The organism is Amycolatopsis sp. 195334CR (genome assembly GCF_017309385.1).
In the GTDB taxonomy this organism is placed as follows: domain Bacteria; phylum Actinomycetota; class Actinomycetes; order Mycobacteriales; family Pseudonocardiaceae; genus Amycolatopsis.
This window is the reverse complement of sequence record NZ_JAFJMJ010000001.1, coordinates 2,571,705-2,587,187: the sequence shown is the minus strand read 5'-3', so window position 1 is coordinate 2,587,187 and position 15,483 is coordinate 2,571,705. Positions and strand designations below refer to the sequence as shown.

Below are 15,483 nucleotides of genomic sequence, written 5' to 3'. Positions count from 1 at the left end.
CATGACCATGACCGACTTCACCGTCCGGCACCCGGAGGAGCACGAACGCCGTCCGACGCAGAACACGGCCGCCCGCGCGATGCACTACCGGCCGCTCACCGACGAGCAGTGGGCGGTGGGCGAGCACCTGCTGAGCGCCGATCGGACCTTCGGCGCGTACGAGGACGGCGAACCGATCGGCATGACCTCCTCGTCCGCGGTCGACCTGGCGGTGCCCGGTGGGCAGGTGCCCGCGGCCGCGGTGGCGTGGGTGGGCGTGCGCGCGGACCGCACGCGCCGCGGGGTGATCACCGAACTGCTGACCACCCAGCTGCGCAACTGCCGTGAGCGCGGTGAACCGGTGGCCGCGCTGCACGCGAGCGAAGCCACCATCTACGGCCGGTTCGGCTACGGCATCTCGTGCCAGGCGAAGCAGGTCGTGGTCGACCGCGCGCGGGCGCGGGTGCGGGCGGACCTGCCGGTCACCGGATCGGTGCGCCTGCTCTCCGACACCGACGCGCGGCCCCTGCCGCGGGCGCTGTACCGGGCGATCGGCCTGTACCGCCCGGGCATGATCACCCGCGACGAGCCGTGGTGGCGGTGGGGGCACGACCGCGTCCTCGACCGCGACGACTGCCTGGTCGCCGTGCACCGCGACGACCAGGGCACCGACGACGCGTTCGCGGTGTACCGCTTGGCGACGCTCGGCACCGTCGAGCAGCCCGTCAAGGGGCTGGAGGTGCTCGACCTGCACGCCGCGAACCCGGGCGCGCTCGCCGGGTTGTGGCGGTTCCTGCTGTCGGTCGACCTGGTGGCGAAGATCCTGGCGAAGGGCCGTCCGGTCGACGAGCCGGTCGACCTGATGCTGGAGAACCCGAGGGCGGCGGCGGTCACCGGGGTCGCCGACCACCTGTGGCTGCGCCTGGTCGACGTGCCGCAAGCGCTTGCGTCCAGGACCTACGGTTCCGCCGAGCCGGTGGTGTTCGACGTGCGCGACCCCCGGCTGCCGGAGAACGAGGGCCGCTACCGGATCGGCCCGGACGGTGTGGAGCGCACTTCGGCCGAGGCGGACCTGGCGCTGGACGCGGACGCCCTCGCGATGCTCTACCTCGGTGGCTGGCCGGCGAGCGCCCTGGCCGCGATCGGCCGGATCCGCGTACTGGAGAAACCGGCTTTGACCAGGGCGGATGCCCTCTTCCGCGCAGACCGGACGCCGTGGTGCGGGACGAATTTCTGATTCCGGGTTGACCTTGACGTTGCGTCAACTTCTACCGTGGAACACACCAGCGAACGGGGAGGTGGGACGCGGTGGAGTGGTCGATCCAGGACATCGCGCGCACGGCCGGGACCACCAGCCGCACCCTGCGCCACTACGGGCAGGTCGGGCTGCTGGAGCCGACCAGGGTGGGCCGCAACGGCTACCGCTACTACGACGACCGCGCGCTGGTGCGCCTGCAGCGGATCCTGCTGCTGCGGGAGCTGGGGCTCGGGCTGCCCGCCATCGCCGAGGTGCTGGCCGGGCAGCAGGACACCACCGCGGCCCTGCGCACCCACCTCGAACTGCTCGAACGGGAACGGGACCGGATCGGGCGGCAGATCGAGTCGGTGCGGACGACCCTGCGGAAAACGGAAGGAGGTGAGCAACTGATGGCGGAAGAGGTTTTCGACGGGTTCGACAACGCCCAGTACAAGGACGAGGTCATCGAGCGCTGGGGCAAGGACGCCTACGAGCGGGGTGACCGCTGGTGGCGGTCACTCAGCGACGCCGAGAAGAAGGCGTTCCAGCAGGAGCAGGTCGACATCGCCCGCGACTTCGCCGACGCGCTGCGGGCGGGGGAGCCCGCGGACGGCGAGGTGGCCCAGGCGATCACCCGGCGCCACCACGCCTGGCTGGCGAAGACGGTCGAGGTGAGCAAGGGCTACTTCATCGGCCTGGGTGAGATGTACGTGGCCGACGAGCGGTTCACGGCCGTCTACGACCAGCACGGCACGGGGAACGCGGAGTACATCCGCGACGCGATGAAGGTCTACGGGGAGCGCAACCTCACCGACTAGACCGGCGGCCAGGGCTGCAGACCTGGCCGATCACGCCCGGCACGAGACGAACTCGGTCTTCGCGCCGTAGGTGATGTCCGACGGTGCCTCCTCGGGGATGCTGCTCAGGCTGAACCCGCTTTCGCGCACGCTTTCCACCTCGAAGGGCCCTTCCACCACGACACGCCTCGGGATTTCTGGGTCATTATCGGTGGAACGCTAGAAAGCCCGATACGGTTTCATAGTGGACCCCATCCGCAACCCGTTCGCCCCCGGCGCCGGCCAGCGCCCGCCCGAGCTGGCGGGGCGGGAGCGCGAACTGCACGCCTTCGAGGTGGTGCTGGAGCGGGTGGCGCGGGGACGTCCGGAACGCAGTCTGGTGCTGACCGGCCTGCGCGGGGTCGGCAAGACGGTGCTGCTCGGCGAGTTGCGCGCGATGGCGGTCCGGCACGGCTGGGGCGCGGGGAAAATCGAGGCGCGGCCGGACGCCGAACTGCGGCGGCCGCTGTCGGCGGCGTTGCACCGGGCGATCCGCGATCTGGCCGTCCGGCACCGCGCGCCCGACCGGGTGGAGTCGGTGCTGGGCGTGCTCAAGGCGTTCGCGTTGCGCGCGGCCAAGCCGGACGCGAAGCTGCGGGACCGCTGGCAGCCGGGCATCGACGTGCCCGCCGCGCAGGGGCGCGCCGACTCCGGCGACATCGAGATCGACCTGGTGGAGCTGTTCACCGACGTGGCCGAGCTGGCCGCGGACGTGGGCACCGGGGTCGCGCTGCTGATCGACGAGATCCAGGACCTCGGCGCGGACGACGTCTCGGCGTTGTGCGCGGCGTGCCACGAGCTGTCGCAGTCGGGGGCGCCGCTGGTGGTCGTCGGCGCGGGGCTGCCGCACGTGCCCGCGGTGCTGTCGGCGTCGAAGTCCTACTCGGAGCGCCTCTTCCGGTACGCCCGGATCGACCGGCTGGACCGGGAGGACGCCGACCGCGCGGTGCTCGCGCCGATCGACCGGGAAGACGCCGGGATCGAGCCGGAAGCGCTGGACGCCCTGTTCGACGCCTCGGGCGGGTACCCGTACTTCATCCAGGCCTACGCGAAGGCCGCCTGGGACGCCGCGCCGGACGACCCGATCACGGTCAAGGACGTGCAGGTCGCCGCGCCGGAGGCGGAGTCGGAGCTGGCGGTCGGGTTCTTCGGCTCGCGCTACGAGCGCGCCACCCCGGCCGAACGCGAGTACCTGCTCGCCATGGCCGAGCTGACGCAGGGCCGCGACGAGGCCGCGAGCACCTCGGACGTGGCCGTCTACCTGGGGCGGAAGCCCTCCAGCCTGTCGCCGGCGCGGGACAGCCTGATGAAGAAGGGCCTGGTGTACTCGGCGGAACGAGGGCGGATCGCCTTCACCGTGCCGCACTTCGGCCACTACCTGCTCAGCCGCATCGACGACTGAGCCAGCCCGTTTCCGCTTTCTGGTGGTGGATAGGTCTGTCTGCACCTTTCTAGCTTTGGAGCTAGAGAGTTCGATAGAGCCCGATGGATTACGTACAGCTGAGGTTCGTTGGGTGTGGAGTGTTGTTTGCCGACGATTCATCGGCTCGTGCGCCAGATCACCGGATAATCATTGGCAATCTTGGGCGAAGTCGGGCATACTAGACCACGTAAGCCGAGAGATCCAGCGAAACCCTTGAAGGGGATGCAGACACCGATGAACAACATCGCCGCCAAGCTCCGTGCCCGCCGCGCCGAGGCTCGCACTCGCCGGGCGCTGAACCGGGCGATCGACACCGCGGCCACCGCGACCGTTCGTCAGGAGCTCATCGCGATCGCCCAGGCCCGTCAGCCCCACATGCGCTGACCCCTCGTGAGCAGGGTGGATTTTCACCCACACGAGTGACGTAGAACACACTACGACTGGGGTGTAACGCCACAAGACATGGCGTCGATACCCCCATTGACCCCGTGATGCTGGCGGACCCCCGACCTGGCAGCATCACGGGGTTTCCACGTGTTTGGGCTCGCTTCGCATCGCCCCGCACCATGGCCGTGAGCTGCGTGTTTCCCGGGGGGCCGAGCCCCCCGGACCCCCACGGTGCGAGTTCCTCGCCTTGGCGAGCGCTGGGCCCGTTGGTGAGGAACCAACGTCAGCCTCTTCCGCCCCTTTCGTGTGAGGCCCCCTGTTGCGTTAATGGTTGACTTTGTCAGGGGGTTTTGTTGTGGTGGTCAAGTGTACAGGGTGCGAGAGGTTCGGGCGTTCAACCGGCTCTACACGCGGGTGATTGGGGTGCTGGATGAGGGGCCGGTCGATGCCGAGTACTCGCTCAGTGAGTCCCGGGTGTTGTTCGAGCTTGCGCGGCGCGAGTGGACCGAGGTCGGGGAGTTGCGCCGGGTGCTGGGGCTCGACGCGGGGTATGCGAGTCGGTTGCTGGGGCGGTTGGGGGAGCGCGGACTGGTTCACCGGGAGCGCAGTGGGGAGGACGCGCGTCGGCAGGTGGTGCGGTTGACCGAGCGTGGGCGCGAGGTGTTCGCGCTGTTGGACCAGCGCAGTTCCGAGAAGATCGGCGAACTGCTCGCGCGGTTCGGGGAGCAGCGGCAGGTCGAGTTGCTCGGCGCGATGGCGACGATCAGCCGGATCGTGGGTGGGGAGCCTGATTCGACGGTGGTGTTGCGCGCGCCTCGCGCCGGCGACCTCGGCTGGGTGGTTCATCGCCACGGCGCGCTCTACACCCGCGAGTACGGCTGGAACGACCAGTTCGAGGCACTGGTCGCGCGGGTGGTGGCCGACTACCTCGCCCACCGCGACCCGGTGCGCGAGGCGGCGTGGATCGCGGAGTTGAACGGCGAGCGCGTCGGGTCGATCGTGTGTGCCCGGGGCGGCGACGAGCAGACCGCCAAGCTGCGGCTGTTGCTGGTGGAGCCGAGTGCACGCGGCCACGGCGTCGGCGGGCGGCTGGTCAGCGAGTGCGTGTCGTTCGCGAAGTCGGTCGGGTACACCGCGATGGAGCTGTGGACGGTGAGCCTGCTGGGGTCGGCGCGGCGGATCTACGAGGCGGCCGGGTTCGAACTGGTCGACGAGCAGCCGACCAGCGATTTCGGGCCCGAACTCACCGGCCAGACCTGGCGGCTGAAGTTATAAAGGGTGCGGTGTCGATTTCGGCCGGGGCTCGTTCGTCTCCTGAGCACCGACGACCTGGGAGGCAACCATGCCCGACTACATCGGCCTGCTCCGCCGTGAGGAGCGCAGCGTCGAGAACCTCAGCCCCGACGAGTCGCAGCGCGTGCTCGAGCTGTACCTGGACTGGACGAACCGGATGGACCAGGAGGGCCGCCTGCGCGCGAGCCACCCGCTGACCAGGACCGGGCGCGTGCTCCGGGGTGAGGGTGCGCTGAGCACCACCGACGGGCCGCACACCGAGTCCGCCGAGATCGTCGGCGGGTACATCACCATCACCGCCGACGACTACGACCAGGCCGCCAAGATCTTCGGCACGCACCCGCACCTGCGGTTCGGGCCGATCGAGGTGCGCCGCATCGCGGACGAGAGCTGTTCGGAGGAATGAGCGCCGCGGCCGGCGTGGTGGAGCACCTGTTCCGGCACAGTTCGGGCCAGATCACCGCCACGCTGGCCCGCACGCTCGGCCCGGCCAGGCTCGACCTCGCCGAGGAGGCGGTGGCCGACGCCATCGAGCAGGCGTTGCGCACCTGGCCGCACCACGGCGTGCCGGACAACGCGCGCGGCTGGCTCTTCCGCGCGGCCCGCAACCGCGCGATCGACCTCCTCCGCCGCGAGGACGCCCTGCGCGCCAAGCTCCCGCTGCTGATCGACCGGCTCGACGAGCCTGCCGGTCCCGACGACGAACTGACCATGATGGTGCTCTGCTGCCACCCCGACCTGCCGGTGCCCGCGCAGGTGGCGCTGACCTTGAAGACCGTCGGCGGGCTGGGCGTCGGCGAGATCGCCGCGGCGCTGCTGACCAAACCGGCCACGGTGGCGCAACGGCTGGTGCGGGCCAAGCGCTGGCTCGCCGGGAGGTCCTTCGCGCTGCCGCCCGACGACGCGCTGGAGTCCAGAGTGGACAGCGTGCTGGCGGTGCTCTACCTGTTGTTCAACGAGGGCTACCAGGCCAGCAGCGGGCAGGACGCGATCCGCGGTGAGCTGTGCGGCGAAGCCGTCCGGCTGACCAGGCTGTTGCTGGCCGACCCGCGCACCGACACCCCGCGTGCCCGCGCGCTGCTGGCGTTGATGCTGTTGCAGGCGAGCCGGTTGCCCGCGCGGGTGGACGCCGACGGCGACCTGCTGCTGTTGTCCGAACAGGACCGTTCGCGCTGGGACCACGCGATGATCAGCGAGGGCACGCAGGTGTTCGCCACCGCCTGCACCGGCCGCGAACTGTCGGCCTACCACGTGGAGGCGGCCATCGCGGTCTGCCACACGGCGGCCGAGACCGACTGGCCCCGGGTGGTCGGCCTGTACGACCAGTTGCTCGCGCTCCGGCCGTCCCCGGTCGGCAGGCTGAACCGGGCGATCGCGCTGGCCATGGCCGAGGGGCCGTCGACCGGCATCGCGGAACTGGAACTGCTCGAAGCCGAGCCGAAACTGGCCACCTACCCGCTGCTCCCGGCCGCGCTCGGCGCGCTGTGGCTGCGAGCGGGTGAACCGGCGAAGGCTGCTCGCTACTACCGCCGCGCGCTGGAGCTGCCGGGATCCGAACCGCAGCACCGGTTCCTGCGTCGCCGGTTGGCCACCTGCGAGACATGAGCCGGTGAACTCGCGCTGGTAGACCGCGTTCGTGGACGGTTACTGCGAGCGCGTGGCCCCCGGGCTGTGGGGCGAGCCGCTCAACACGGTGAGCAACGTGGCGTTCCTGATCGCCGCGATCCTGATCTGGCGGCGGGCCAGGGGACCGGTCGCGCGCACGCTGGCCGTGCTGGTCGGGCTGATCTGCCTGGCGAGCACCGCGTTCCACGCGCTGGCCACCGGCTGGGCGGGTGCCGCCGACACCGGGTTCATCCTGGTTTTCGTGCTGTACTACGCGGTCGCGTTCACGCACCTGTTCCTGGGCGTGGCGTGGCGGTGGGCCTGGCTCGCCGCGCCCGCGTTCCTCGCCGTCACGATCGGCGTCGCCGCGCTGGGCGGGGGCATGTACCTGTCCGCGTTGCTGGGGATGTTCCTCTTCGCCGCGCTGCTCGCGCGGACCCGGCACTGGCCGCGGTTCGCGATCGCCGGTGGGGTCTTCGCCGTCTCGCTCGGCCTGCGCACCGCCGACCACAGCGTGTGCGGCAGCTTCCCGGCCGGCACGCACTTCCTCTGGCACCTGCTCAACGGCGTGGTGCTGTACCTGGTCTCGGCCGGGGTCGTGCGGGTGGAGGCCCCCACGACCCCGGCGCTGAAGACCTAGTGCACGCCGACGGCGCGCAGGTTCTTGTCGTCCTCGTCGACGTGGTAGTCGGCGTCGTTGGTCTGGTCGGTCCCGTTGACCACCTTGAGCCGCCGGGCCACCACCGTGACCAGCACCGCCACCACCAGGTTCGCCGCCAGCGCCACCACACCCACGTAGATCTGCACCTGGGAGCCGGCGAACGGCTGCCAGCCGAACAGGTTCAGCTTGTCCAGCGGCAGCGCCGAACCGCCGAAGTGCGCCTTGCCGGTGGCCGGGTTGGGGATGTTGTAGAGCAGGATCATGCCCCAGCCCATGCCGACGATCCAGCCGGCGACCAGCCCCCAGATGTGGAACCACCTGGTGTAGAGCGACAGGGCCACCGCGGGCAGCGTCTGCAGGATGATCACCCCGCCGATCAGCTGCAGGTCGATGGAGAACTGCGGATCGATGAACAGGATGAACGCCACCGCGCCGAACTTGACGATCAGCGAGGCGAGCTTGGCCTGCTTGGCCTCCTGCTTCGGCGTGGCGTCCTTCTTCAGGAACTCCTTGTAGACGTTGCGCGTCCACAGGTTCGCCGCGGCGATGGACATGATCGCGGCGGGCACCAGCGCGCCGATGCCGATCGCGGCGAAGGCGATGCCGGTGAACCACGACGGGAACTGGTCGGCGAACAGCTGCGGGATGATCGTGTTGCCGTCCGGCCGCCCGGTGGCCTCGTTGGTGATCGCCTTCGTCCCGGCGGCGATCGCCACGAAGCCGAGCAGCGCCAGCAGCCCGAGCAGCAGTGAGTACGCGGGCAGCGCCGACATGTTCCGCTTGATCACGCTGCGCCCGCGCGAGGCGAGCACGCCGGTCACCGAGTGCGGGTAGAGGAACAGCGCCAGCGCCGAGCCGAAGGCCAGCGTCGCGTACTGGAGCTGGTTGTTCGCGTTGAGGAAGATGCCGTCCGACGGCGACGGGGAGGCGTCGAACTTGGCGTCCGCCGCGCTGAAGATCGACTCCCAGCCACCCAGCTTGCTCGGCAGGTAGAGCACCGCGACCAGGATGACGATGTAGATCAGGATGTCCTTGACGAACGCGATCAGCGCGGGTGCGCGCAGCCCCGACTGGTAGGTGTAGACCGCCAGGATGATGAACGCGATCAGCAGCGGCAGGTGACCGAGGAAGCCGCTGGCGTTGAAGCCCAGCGTCCGCAGCACCGACTCCAGGCCGACCAGCTGCAGCGCGATGTAGGGCATGGTGGCGACGATGCCGGTGATCGCGACCAGCGTGGCCAGCAGCGGTGAGCCGTAGCGGCCCTTCACGAAGTCGGCGGGCGTCACGTAGCCGTGCGAGCGCGAGACCGACCACAACCGCAGCAGCGGCAGGAAGACGATCGGGTAGGCGATGATCGTGTACGGCAGCGCGAAGAAGCCGGTCGCGCCGGCCCCGAACAGCAGCGCGGGCACCGCGACGAAGGTGTAGGCGGTGTAGAGGTCACCGCCGATCAGGAACCAGGTGATCCACGAGCCGAACTTGCGCCCGCCGAGCCCCCATTCGTCGAGGTGGTCGAGGGTGTCCCCGGCCTTCCACCGCGAAGCGACGAAGCCCAGCACGGTGACCAGCGCGAAGAGCAGCGCGAAGACGATCAGTTCCACCCACTGGATGCCGTTCACCGGGCGCTCCCCTCGTCCAACTCGTCCACATCGGACTCGGGCGTCCCGGTCGTGGTGGTCGGCTTCTTCTTGGTCATCAGGTAGACCACGCTGGTGCACAGCACGCCGACGACGATGCCGGCGAACTGGAACCAGTAGAAGAACGGCATCCCGAACAGCCGGGGTTCTTCGAAGTTGTAGAGCGGGGTGATCACGACCCACAACGGGATGATCAGCAGCAGGTTCCACGGGCTGAACACCAGCCCCGAAACCCGGCCCCCGGGCTTACCGGTCGACATGTGGCCTCACCAAACTCCTCTGCGAGCACTCCGGCGGAGATCGCGTTGACCTTAGAACCTCCGCCTCCCCACGTCACCCGTGTCCGGTATCGATTTGCTCCCGACAGCCGCAAGCTGGGGAAAACCCGTCGGATAGGGTCGGGCGGCGAACCTGAGCGGGGGTGGCTGGAATGGCATCGCTGGCACGATCGACCGGCCGGAGGCTGACCTTCGGGCTGCTCACCGCCGCGCTCGTGGTCTCCGCGTGCGCCACCGAGGTCGGCGGCCACGCCGTGGCGGGGCGCACGGGCGCGGGTGAGCCCGCGCCCAGCCGGGCGCAGGCCCCGTCGAACGAACCGGTGGCCGAGCCGGGGCAGTGCGTGCTCGGCAGCAGCCAGGCCCCGGTCGACTGCGCCAAACCGCACCACGTCGAGGTGACCAAGGCGGGCACCTTCGGCGCGGACCTGCCCGCCGCCCGCCCCGAGGCGGACGTGATCTTCAAGGCGGCCCTGCCCGACTGCCGCGCCGAGGCGGCGAAGTACCTCGGCAGCACCGACTTCGACGCCACCACCCTGGCCGCCTGGATGCTCTGGGCGCCCGCCGACGACTGGGCCGCCGGGAACCGCTGGTACCGGTGCGGGGTGGCGCAGCTGGACACCGACGGAAAAGCGGTCGAACGCACCGGCACCGTCAAAGGCGCGCTCACCGGGGAGAAGTTCTTCGATTTCCAGGTGTGCTCGTCGGTGAAACCGCTGGACGGCGCGGTGAAACGAATCGCCTGCACCGAACCGCACCACGCGGAGGGTCTCCGCGTGGTCACCATGGGCAAACCCACCGACCCGCTGCCGAGCCCGGAGGAATTCAATGCGGCCGCCCGGCCGGTCTGCGGTGAAACGCTCACCAAATACCTCGGTACGGCCACCCGCGAAGACGTGGTCGCGACCTGGCGCTGGCCCAGCCAGACCGAGTGGGAGCAGGGATTCACCAACCTGACCTGCTTCGCGCAAACCGATGTCGCCGTGACCAAGAAGTTACGGAACATCGGCGCCGCACCGCTGCCGGGTGGCTGAACCACGAATCCGACTAACGGACGTTGCCGCCGGGCGTGGCAGGCCGATATCAATAACCCGCCATTGACTTTTTCGCGGCCCGGAAACGGGCAAAAGAGTGACCGGTACACCGAAGAGACAAGTGGGGCAACACATGAAAAGACTGCGCACAGCCGTGGTCGTCCCGATGGTGGCGGGCGGCCTGCTGGCCGGCGTCACCCCGGCGCTGGCCCAGCCGGCCGCGACCGGGGCGCAACCGCTGAACTCGACCAACATCCCGGCGCAGTACGCGGACCAGGTGCTGAACTGGCACACCTGCACCGGCGACGAGCTGCCCACCGCGCCGCCGCCGGGCGCCGAGGGGATCGAGTGCGCGACGTACCAGACCCCGCGCAACTGGGACCGCACCGGTGACAAGATCGACCTGACCATCGCGGTGAGCCGCCTCAAGGCCACCGGCGGCGAGGCCACCGCCAGCGTGATCACCAACCCCGGTGGTCCCGGCGCGCCCGGCCGCAGCTTCCCGACCCGGCTGCGCAACCAGACCAAGCTGCGCGCCAGCCAGGAGGTCGTCGGCTTCGACCCGCGCGGCACCGGCAAGAGCACCAACATCACCTGCGGTGGTGCCATCGGCACCGGCGGTGACCTGGACCCGCGTGACCGGTCCAAGCCGAACCTGAACCTGATCCTGGACGCCACCAAGTACGCGGCGAACTCGTGCCAGGTGAAGTCGGGCGAGCTGGGCCCGCTGATCAACACCTACCAGACCACCCGCGACATCGACCTGCTGCGCGTGCTGCTCAAGCGCGACAAGATCAACTGGGTCGGGTACTCGGCGGGCACCTGGATGGGCGCGCACTACGCCACCCACTTCCCGACCCGCGTCGGCCGGTTCGTGCTGGACTCGGCCACCGAGTTCACCACCACCTGGCAGAAGTCGTTCGACTGGCAGCCGCTGGGCTTCGAGCGCCGCTGGCGCCAGGACTTCCTGCCGTGGCTGGCCAAGTACGACTCGGTCTACCACTGGGGCAGCACCGGTGAGGCCGCCCGCCAGACCTACGAGCAGGTCCGCGCTTCGCTCACTCAGAACCCGGTCGAGCTGGACGGCGAGAAGGTCAGCGCGGCCAAGTTCGACTCGACCATCCCCGGTTACCTCTACGGCAAGCGGAACTTCCCGGTGCTCGCCGAGTACCTGGTGGCCGTGCGCACGCTGACCGAGGGCAGCACCACCGCCGAGCAGAAGTCGGCGGCGGCGCGGAAGGTCAAGGCGGAGCAGTCGAGCAAGGACGTGATCGGGCCGCAGCCGCTGATGGTGCCGACCGACTACGACGACGCCTACGACGCGAGCTTCTGGTCCATCCCGTGCAACGAGGGCCCGTGGACCGGCAACCGCAGCAGCGTGATCAAGCAGTCGCAGAAGCTGATCGACCAGGACCTGCCGCTGCTGGGCGCCGGCTGGCTGATCCAGCCGTGCATCTTCTGGAAGAACAAGCCGATCGCGCTGCCCAAGGTCAACGGCCAGGGCGTGCCGCCGGTGGTCATCGTCCAGTCGGTGCACGACCCGGCGACCCCGCTCGAGGGCGCGCAGCGCGCGCACCAGGCGTTCGCCAACTCGCGCCTGCTGACCGTCACCGACGAGGGTGACCACGGCATCTACGCCGGTGGCAACGCGCCGGTGGACAAGGTCGTCGAGGACTACCTGGTGGACGGCAAGGTGCCGAACGACCAGAGCCTGCCGGGCATGCCGCTTCCGGTGCCCGCCGGCGCGTAACAGCTGGTCAGCCGCTCCGCGGCCGAGGGATCAGGGCCCCGCCGAGTTCACGCTCGGCGGGGCTTTTCTCCGCCCGCATGCAGGGCTGTTCGTGGTGGAGCGCTCCGCTGGCCAGTACCAGCAGCGTCACGCCGAGCCCGAGCACCAGCAGCGCCAAACCTGCGATCACGACCGTCGACCTCCTCCTGGGGATGGTTTCGGGTGGGGCCGTAACTAGAGAGACGTGCGGGATGGGCGTCCGGATACAAGATTTTGGGTGTCATTCAGATTGCAGGGAAGTTACCCCCAACCTGTGCACAGACTTGTCCACACCCTGTGGGTGATGTGGACAGGTAGGCTGGGTCGCATGGTGCGGGTTCCGTTGACCGAGGCAGAGCGAGTACGCGGCGAGCGGCTCGGCGCCGAACTGCGCGCCGCGCGGGGCGACCGGAGCATGGTCGAGGTGGCCGCGGAGGCCGGGATCTCGGTGGAGACCCTGCGCAAGATCGAGACCGGGCGCATCCCGACGCCCGCCTTCTTCACCGTCGCCGCCATCGCCTCGGCGGTCCGGTTGCCGCTGGACACCCTGCGCGAGGCCGTCGACCCGGCCGAACCGCTGACCAGGGTCTCCTAGCGCGGGCACGGCTGCTAGCGCGGGACCGGTCCCGGTTGCAGTGCGGCGAGCACGCGCTCGCGGTCGTTCAGGAAGCGGCAGCCTGCCTGCGGGATGTCGTAGGAGTTGATCAGCCGCTCGAAGTCGGCCAGTTCGTCCACGGACAGCGGCAGGTGCTCGGCGACCAGGTGCGCGGCGAGCACGTCGACCAGTTCTTCCCACTCACCGGCGACGTACAACTCGTGGTAGTGCGCCAGTTCCCAGGTCGCCAGCCGGTTCGCCAGCTGGGCCAGCAGTTTCTCGGCGTAGAAGCTGACCCGGCTCTCGGTGAGGTCGGCGACGGTCGGGTTGGCCGGGTCGGCGGCGGTGTCCGGATTGCGCACCACGCCCATCCCGGCGGTCGGGAACGCGGTGTGCACCCGGCCGTTCGGCTCGACCAGCACCACGATGGACACCCCCTCGCGCACGCCGCCCGCCCGCCAGCGGCCGTTGCGCAGCCGCCGCGGCGGCTCGTCCGGCCGGTTGGCCACGTCGGTGATCAGTTCGAGGATCCGGCTCCCGGACCAGTTCGCCGGGAACTCGGTGGTCGCCCGCCGCCCGGTCCCCGCAGCATGCCCACCACCCACGGTGACCTCCCTTCGCCGATCCGAGACTAACCCGGGTGCTCAGCGCAGGCAGGACCACGTGGTGAGGACCAAGATCACCCCCAGCACCACCGGGCCGAAAGGTGACACGCTGAGTAGCAGTGCGCCCAGCACGGCCAGGTCGGGTCCCCTGACCGCCTGGGTGATCAGCCGCACCGGGGTCTGGCCGAACGGGGTGTCGGTGACGCCGATGTTGTCGTAGCTGATGGGCGGTCGCGACGCGGTGCGCAGGACCGCGGCCGCGGCGAGCGGCAGCACCGCCCACGCCGCGGGCCCGACCGGCACCCCGAGCACCGCCACCACCAGCGCCAACACCGCCGCCCACGCCAGCACCAGGCCACCGAAGACCAGCGCGAACGCGGCGCGGATCCGCCGGTCGGGCTCGTCGATCCAGCGGCGCAGGCCGGGGCCGCGCCAGAGTTCGCCGAGCCCGCCGCCGAACGGCATCAGCGCCGCGTACGCCGCCACCGCGACCACCGCGACCTCGGGCAATGCCGGGAACGCGAACCGGGCCACCCCGGCGGCGACCGCGAGCAGCACCGCGTTCACCGCGTACCGCCGCCTGCCGAGCACCCCGGCCAGCGCGAGTCCCCAGATCGACGTAACCCGCACCGCCACCGGCCGCGCGGCGGGCAGCATCAGCAGCGGATCGAGGAAACTCACCGCGACGAGCCGAACCACCCGTTCGCGCCACGCCGCGACCAGTTCCACCCGCCCGGCGATCCGGGCGGCGACCGGTCGCAGCGGTGAACCGGAGCCCCAGGCGAACACCGCCGCCACGAGCAGCAGGACCACCCCGGAGGCCGAGAGCACCTCCGGCGGCGGCGAGGTCAGCGCCACCACCACCCCGGCACCGGCCAGCGCGATCGGCCCGGCCGCGACCCCGGTCTCCACCGGGCGCCGCGCCACCGCCAGCGTCAGCGCCGAACTCCCGGCGAGCAGCAGCCCGGCGGCGATCCAGGTCTCGACGGGCGCGCGGTAGACAGCGGCGCCGAGCGTGGTGGCGTACCCGACGGCGAGCAGCCAGCCCAGCCACACGCGCCAGACCCGCGCGCCGAGCACGGGGACGCGGTCCACCGCGAGCCAGGTCAGCTCGGCCGGGTCGGCCCAGCGGTACCCGCGGCGCAACTGGGCTCGGGCGGCGAGCCCGGACAGCACCAGCACCAGCGCGGCCGGTACCGAAGGGTCCACAGTGTCCACAGCGGACCCCGTACCGAGGAGGACCTCCCGCCACCACGGCAGCTTGCCGAAGGCCGTGCCCAGCGCGCCGAGTCCGAAAACGACCAGGAAGCTGGTGGTGTCCCCGGCGAACACCCCGCCGAAGCGCGGGCGACCGGGGATCCGCACCCGGGTCGCCGTGGTGGTCATCCGGCGGTCATTCGGCGCCCGGCAGGGTGATCACCGACTCCGCGGTCTCCAGCAGGGGCTGGTGGTGGGTGGCCAGCACGATCGCGGCACCGCCCTCCTTGGCTCGCCGCACCAGTCCCGCCAGCCAGTCGCGGCCGTCGGCGTCGAGCGCGCGCTCGGGTTCGTCCAGCAACAGTACCTCGAACGGGCGAGCGGTCGCCCCCAGCAGCATCAGCCGCCGCCGCTGCCCGGCCGACAGGCTGCCCGCGGCCACCCCGCTCCGTTCGTCGAGGCCGGCTTCCGCGAGCAACCGCGCACTGTCCACTTCGGTACCGAAGCTCCCGGCGAGCAGTTCGATGTGCTGCACCGGGGTCAGTTCGGCGAACACGTCGGAATCGTCCAGCAGCACCGAAACCTGCCGCCGGAACTCCACGCTGCGCTCGTCGGGAATTCTCCCGGCCACCTCGACCCTTCCTTCGGCGGGCGCCTGCATACCGTAAAGAACGCGCAGCAGGCTCGATTTCCCGGCGCCGTTCGGGCCGACCAGGGCGAGGCACTCACCTGGACCCACCGCGCAGTCGAGCCCGCGGAACAGCCATTGCCTGCCCACGCGGATTCCCATGGATTCGGTGATGATCCCCATGGGCCGACCATACTCGCGATTCTGGAGTCGGAATCGAATAGCCCTTTTGGCCGAAAATATGTCCAAAAGGGCTATTCAGGCCGACAATCAACGGGGTTGCCCCGGAACGCGAAAACGGCCCGCCTGGAGCAGGCGGGCCG

17 protein-coding genes are annotated in these 15,483 nt (G+C 70.3%); 11 read left to right on the top strand and 6 right to left on the bottom strand.

What is annotated here, in order from left to right; all coding sequences use genetic code 11:
* The first annotated feature begins 7 nt into the window (after window positions 1-7).
* The 8 genes from JYK18_RS12590 (at window position 8) to JYK18_RS12555 (ending at window position 7,400) form a co-directional block, all read left to right on the top strand.
* Window positions 8-1,216, top strand: coding sequence for a GNAT family N-acetyltransferase (locus tag JYK18_RS12590; protein ID WP_206802258.1), 1,209 nt, complete (start codon window positions 8-10; stop codon window positions 1,214-1,216).
* Between the two features lie 71 nt (window positions 1,217-1,287).
* On the top strand, window positions 1,288-2,034 hold the full coding sequence (locus JYK18_RS12585; RefSeq protein WP_206802257.1) for a MerR family transcriptional regulator: 747 nt from the start codon (window positions 1,288-1,290) through the stop codon (window positions 2,032-2,034).
* A 223-nt stretch (window positions 2,035-2,257) separates the two neighbouring features.
* Entirely contained in the window at window positions 2,258-3,454 is a 1,197-nt protein-coding gene (locus JYK18_RS12580; protein WP_206802256.1) for an ATP-binding protein, read from the top strand.
* Between the two features lie 255 nt (window positions 3,455-3,709).
* Window positions 3,710-3,859, top strand: a complete 150-nt coding sequence (locus tag JYK18_RS12575) for a hypothetical protein (protein WP_020669193.1) — start codon at window positions 3,710-3,712, stop codon at window positions 3,857-3,859.
* Between the two features lie 330 nt (window positions 3,860-4,189).
* Window positions 4,190-5,137: a bifunctional helix-turn-helix transcriptional regulator/GNAT family N-acetyltransferase gene (locus tag JYK18_RS12570; RefSeq protein WP_206802255.1), complete on the top strand. Its 948-nt coding sequence runs from the start codon at window positions 4,190-4,192 to the stop codon at window positions 5,135-5,137.
* A gap of 67 nt (window positions 5,138-5,204) precedes the next feature.
* On the top strand, window positions 5,205-5,561 hold the full coding sequence (locus JYK18_RS12565) for a YciI family protein (RefSeq protein WP_206802254.1): 357 nt from the start codon (window positions 5,205-5,207) through the stop codon (window positions 5,559-5,561).
* A complete protein-coding gene (locus JYK18_RS12560) occupies window positions 5,558-6,760 on the top strand; it encodes an RNA polymerase sigma factor (RefSeq protein ID WP_206802253.1) in 1,203 nt (400 codons plus the stop codon). The genes JYK18_RS12565 and JYK18_RS12560 overlap by 4 nt, the downstream gene beginning before the upstream one ends.
* A gap of 31 nt (window positions 6,761-6,791) precedes the next feature.
* On the top strand, window positions 6,792-7,400 hold the full coding sequence (locus tag JYK18_RS12555) for a hypothetical protein (protein ID WP_206802252.1): 609 nt from the start codon (window positions 6,792-6,794) through the stop codon (window positions 7,398-7,400).
* On the opposite strand, the gene mctP is transcribed toward JYK18_RS12555, so the two are convergent.
* A complete protein-coding gene (gene mctP / locus JYK18_RS12550) occupies window positions 7,397-9,040 on the bottom strand; it encodes a monocarboxylate uptake permease MctP (RefSeq protein ID WP_206802251.1) in 1,644 nt (547 codons plus the stop codon). The genes JYK18_RS12555 and mctP overlap by 4 nt on opposite strands.
* Window positions 9,037-9,318, bottom strand: coding sequence for a DUF3311 domain-containing protein (locus tag JYK18_RS12545; RefSeq protein ID WP_206802250.1), 282 nt, complete (start codon window positions 9,316-9,318; stop codon window positions 9,037-9,039). The genes mctP and JYK18_RS12545 overlap by 4 nt, the downstream gene beginning before the upstream one ends.
* A 170-nt stretch (window positions 9,319-9,488) precedes the next feature.
* On the opposite strand from JYK18_RS12545, the gene JYK18_RS12540 reads away from it, so the two are divergent.
* On the top strand, window positions 9,489-10,367 hold the full coding sequence (locus JYK18_RS12540) for a septum formation family protein (protein WP_206802249.1): 879 nt from the start codon (window positions 9,489-9,491) through the stop codon (window positions 10,365-10,367).
* 133 nt (window positions 10,368-10,500) lie between these two features.
* Window positions 10,501-12,117 (top strand): alpha/beta hydrolase, encoded by a 1,617-nt coding sequence (locus JYK18_RS12535; protein WP_206802248.1) that lies wholly within the window; start codon window positions 10,501-10,503, stop codon window positions 12,115-12,117.
* Window positions 12,118-12,124: 7 nt separating this feature from the next.
* Here the strand turns inward: JYK18_RS12535 and JYK18_RS12530 are convergent, their stop codons facing one another.
* On the bottom strand, window positions 12,125-12,286 hold the full coding sequence (locus JYK18_RS12530) for a hypothetical protein (protein WP_206802247.1): 162 nt from the start codon (window positions 12,284-12,286) through the stop codon (window positions 12,125-12,127).
* 177 nt (window positions 12,287-12,463) lie between these two features.
* On the opposite strand from JYK18_RS12530, the gene JYK18_RS12525 reads away from it, so the two are divergent.
* Window positions 12,464-12,730, top strand: coding sequence for a helix-turn-helix domain-containing protein (locus JYK18_RS12525; protein ID WP_206802246.1), 267 nt, complete (start codon window positions 12,464-12,466; stop codon window positions 12,728-12,730).
* 14 nt (window positions 12,731-12,744) lie between these two features.
* Here JYK18_RS12525 and JYK18_RS12520 read toward each other — a convergent pair whose 3' ends face one another.
* The 3 genes from JYK18_RS12520 to JYK18_RS12510 are packed head-to-tail and all read right to left on the bottom strand — an operon-like array spanning window position 12,745 to window position 15,343.
* A complete protein-coding gene (locus JYK18_RS12520; protein ID WP_206802245.1) occupies window positions 12,745-13,335 on the bottom strand; it encodes an EndoU domain-containing protein in 591 nt (196 codons plus the stop codon).
* Between the two features lie 39 nt (window positions 13,336-13,374).
* Complete coding sequence (locus JYK18_RS12515; protein WP_206802244.1) at window positions 13,375-14,721, bottom strand: hypothetical protein; 1,347 nt, start codon at window positions 14,719-14,721, stop codon at window positions 13,375-13,377.
* A 7-nt stretch (window positions 14,722-14,728) separates the two neighbouring features.
* Window positions 14,729-15,343, bottom strand: coding sequence for an ABC transporter ATP-binding protein (locus JYK18_RS12510; RefSeq protein ID WP_206802243.1), 615 nt, complete (start codon window positions 15,341-15,343; stop codon window positions 14,729-14,731).
* Between the last annotated feature and the right edge of the window lie 140 nt (window positions 15,344-15,483).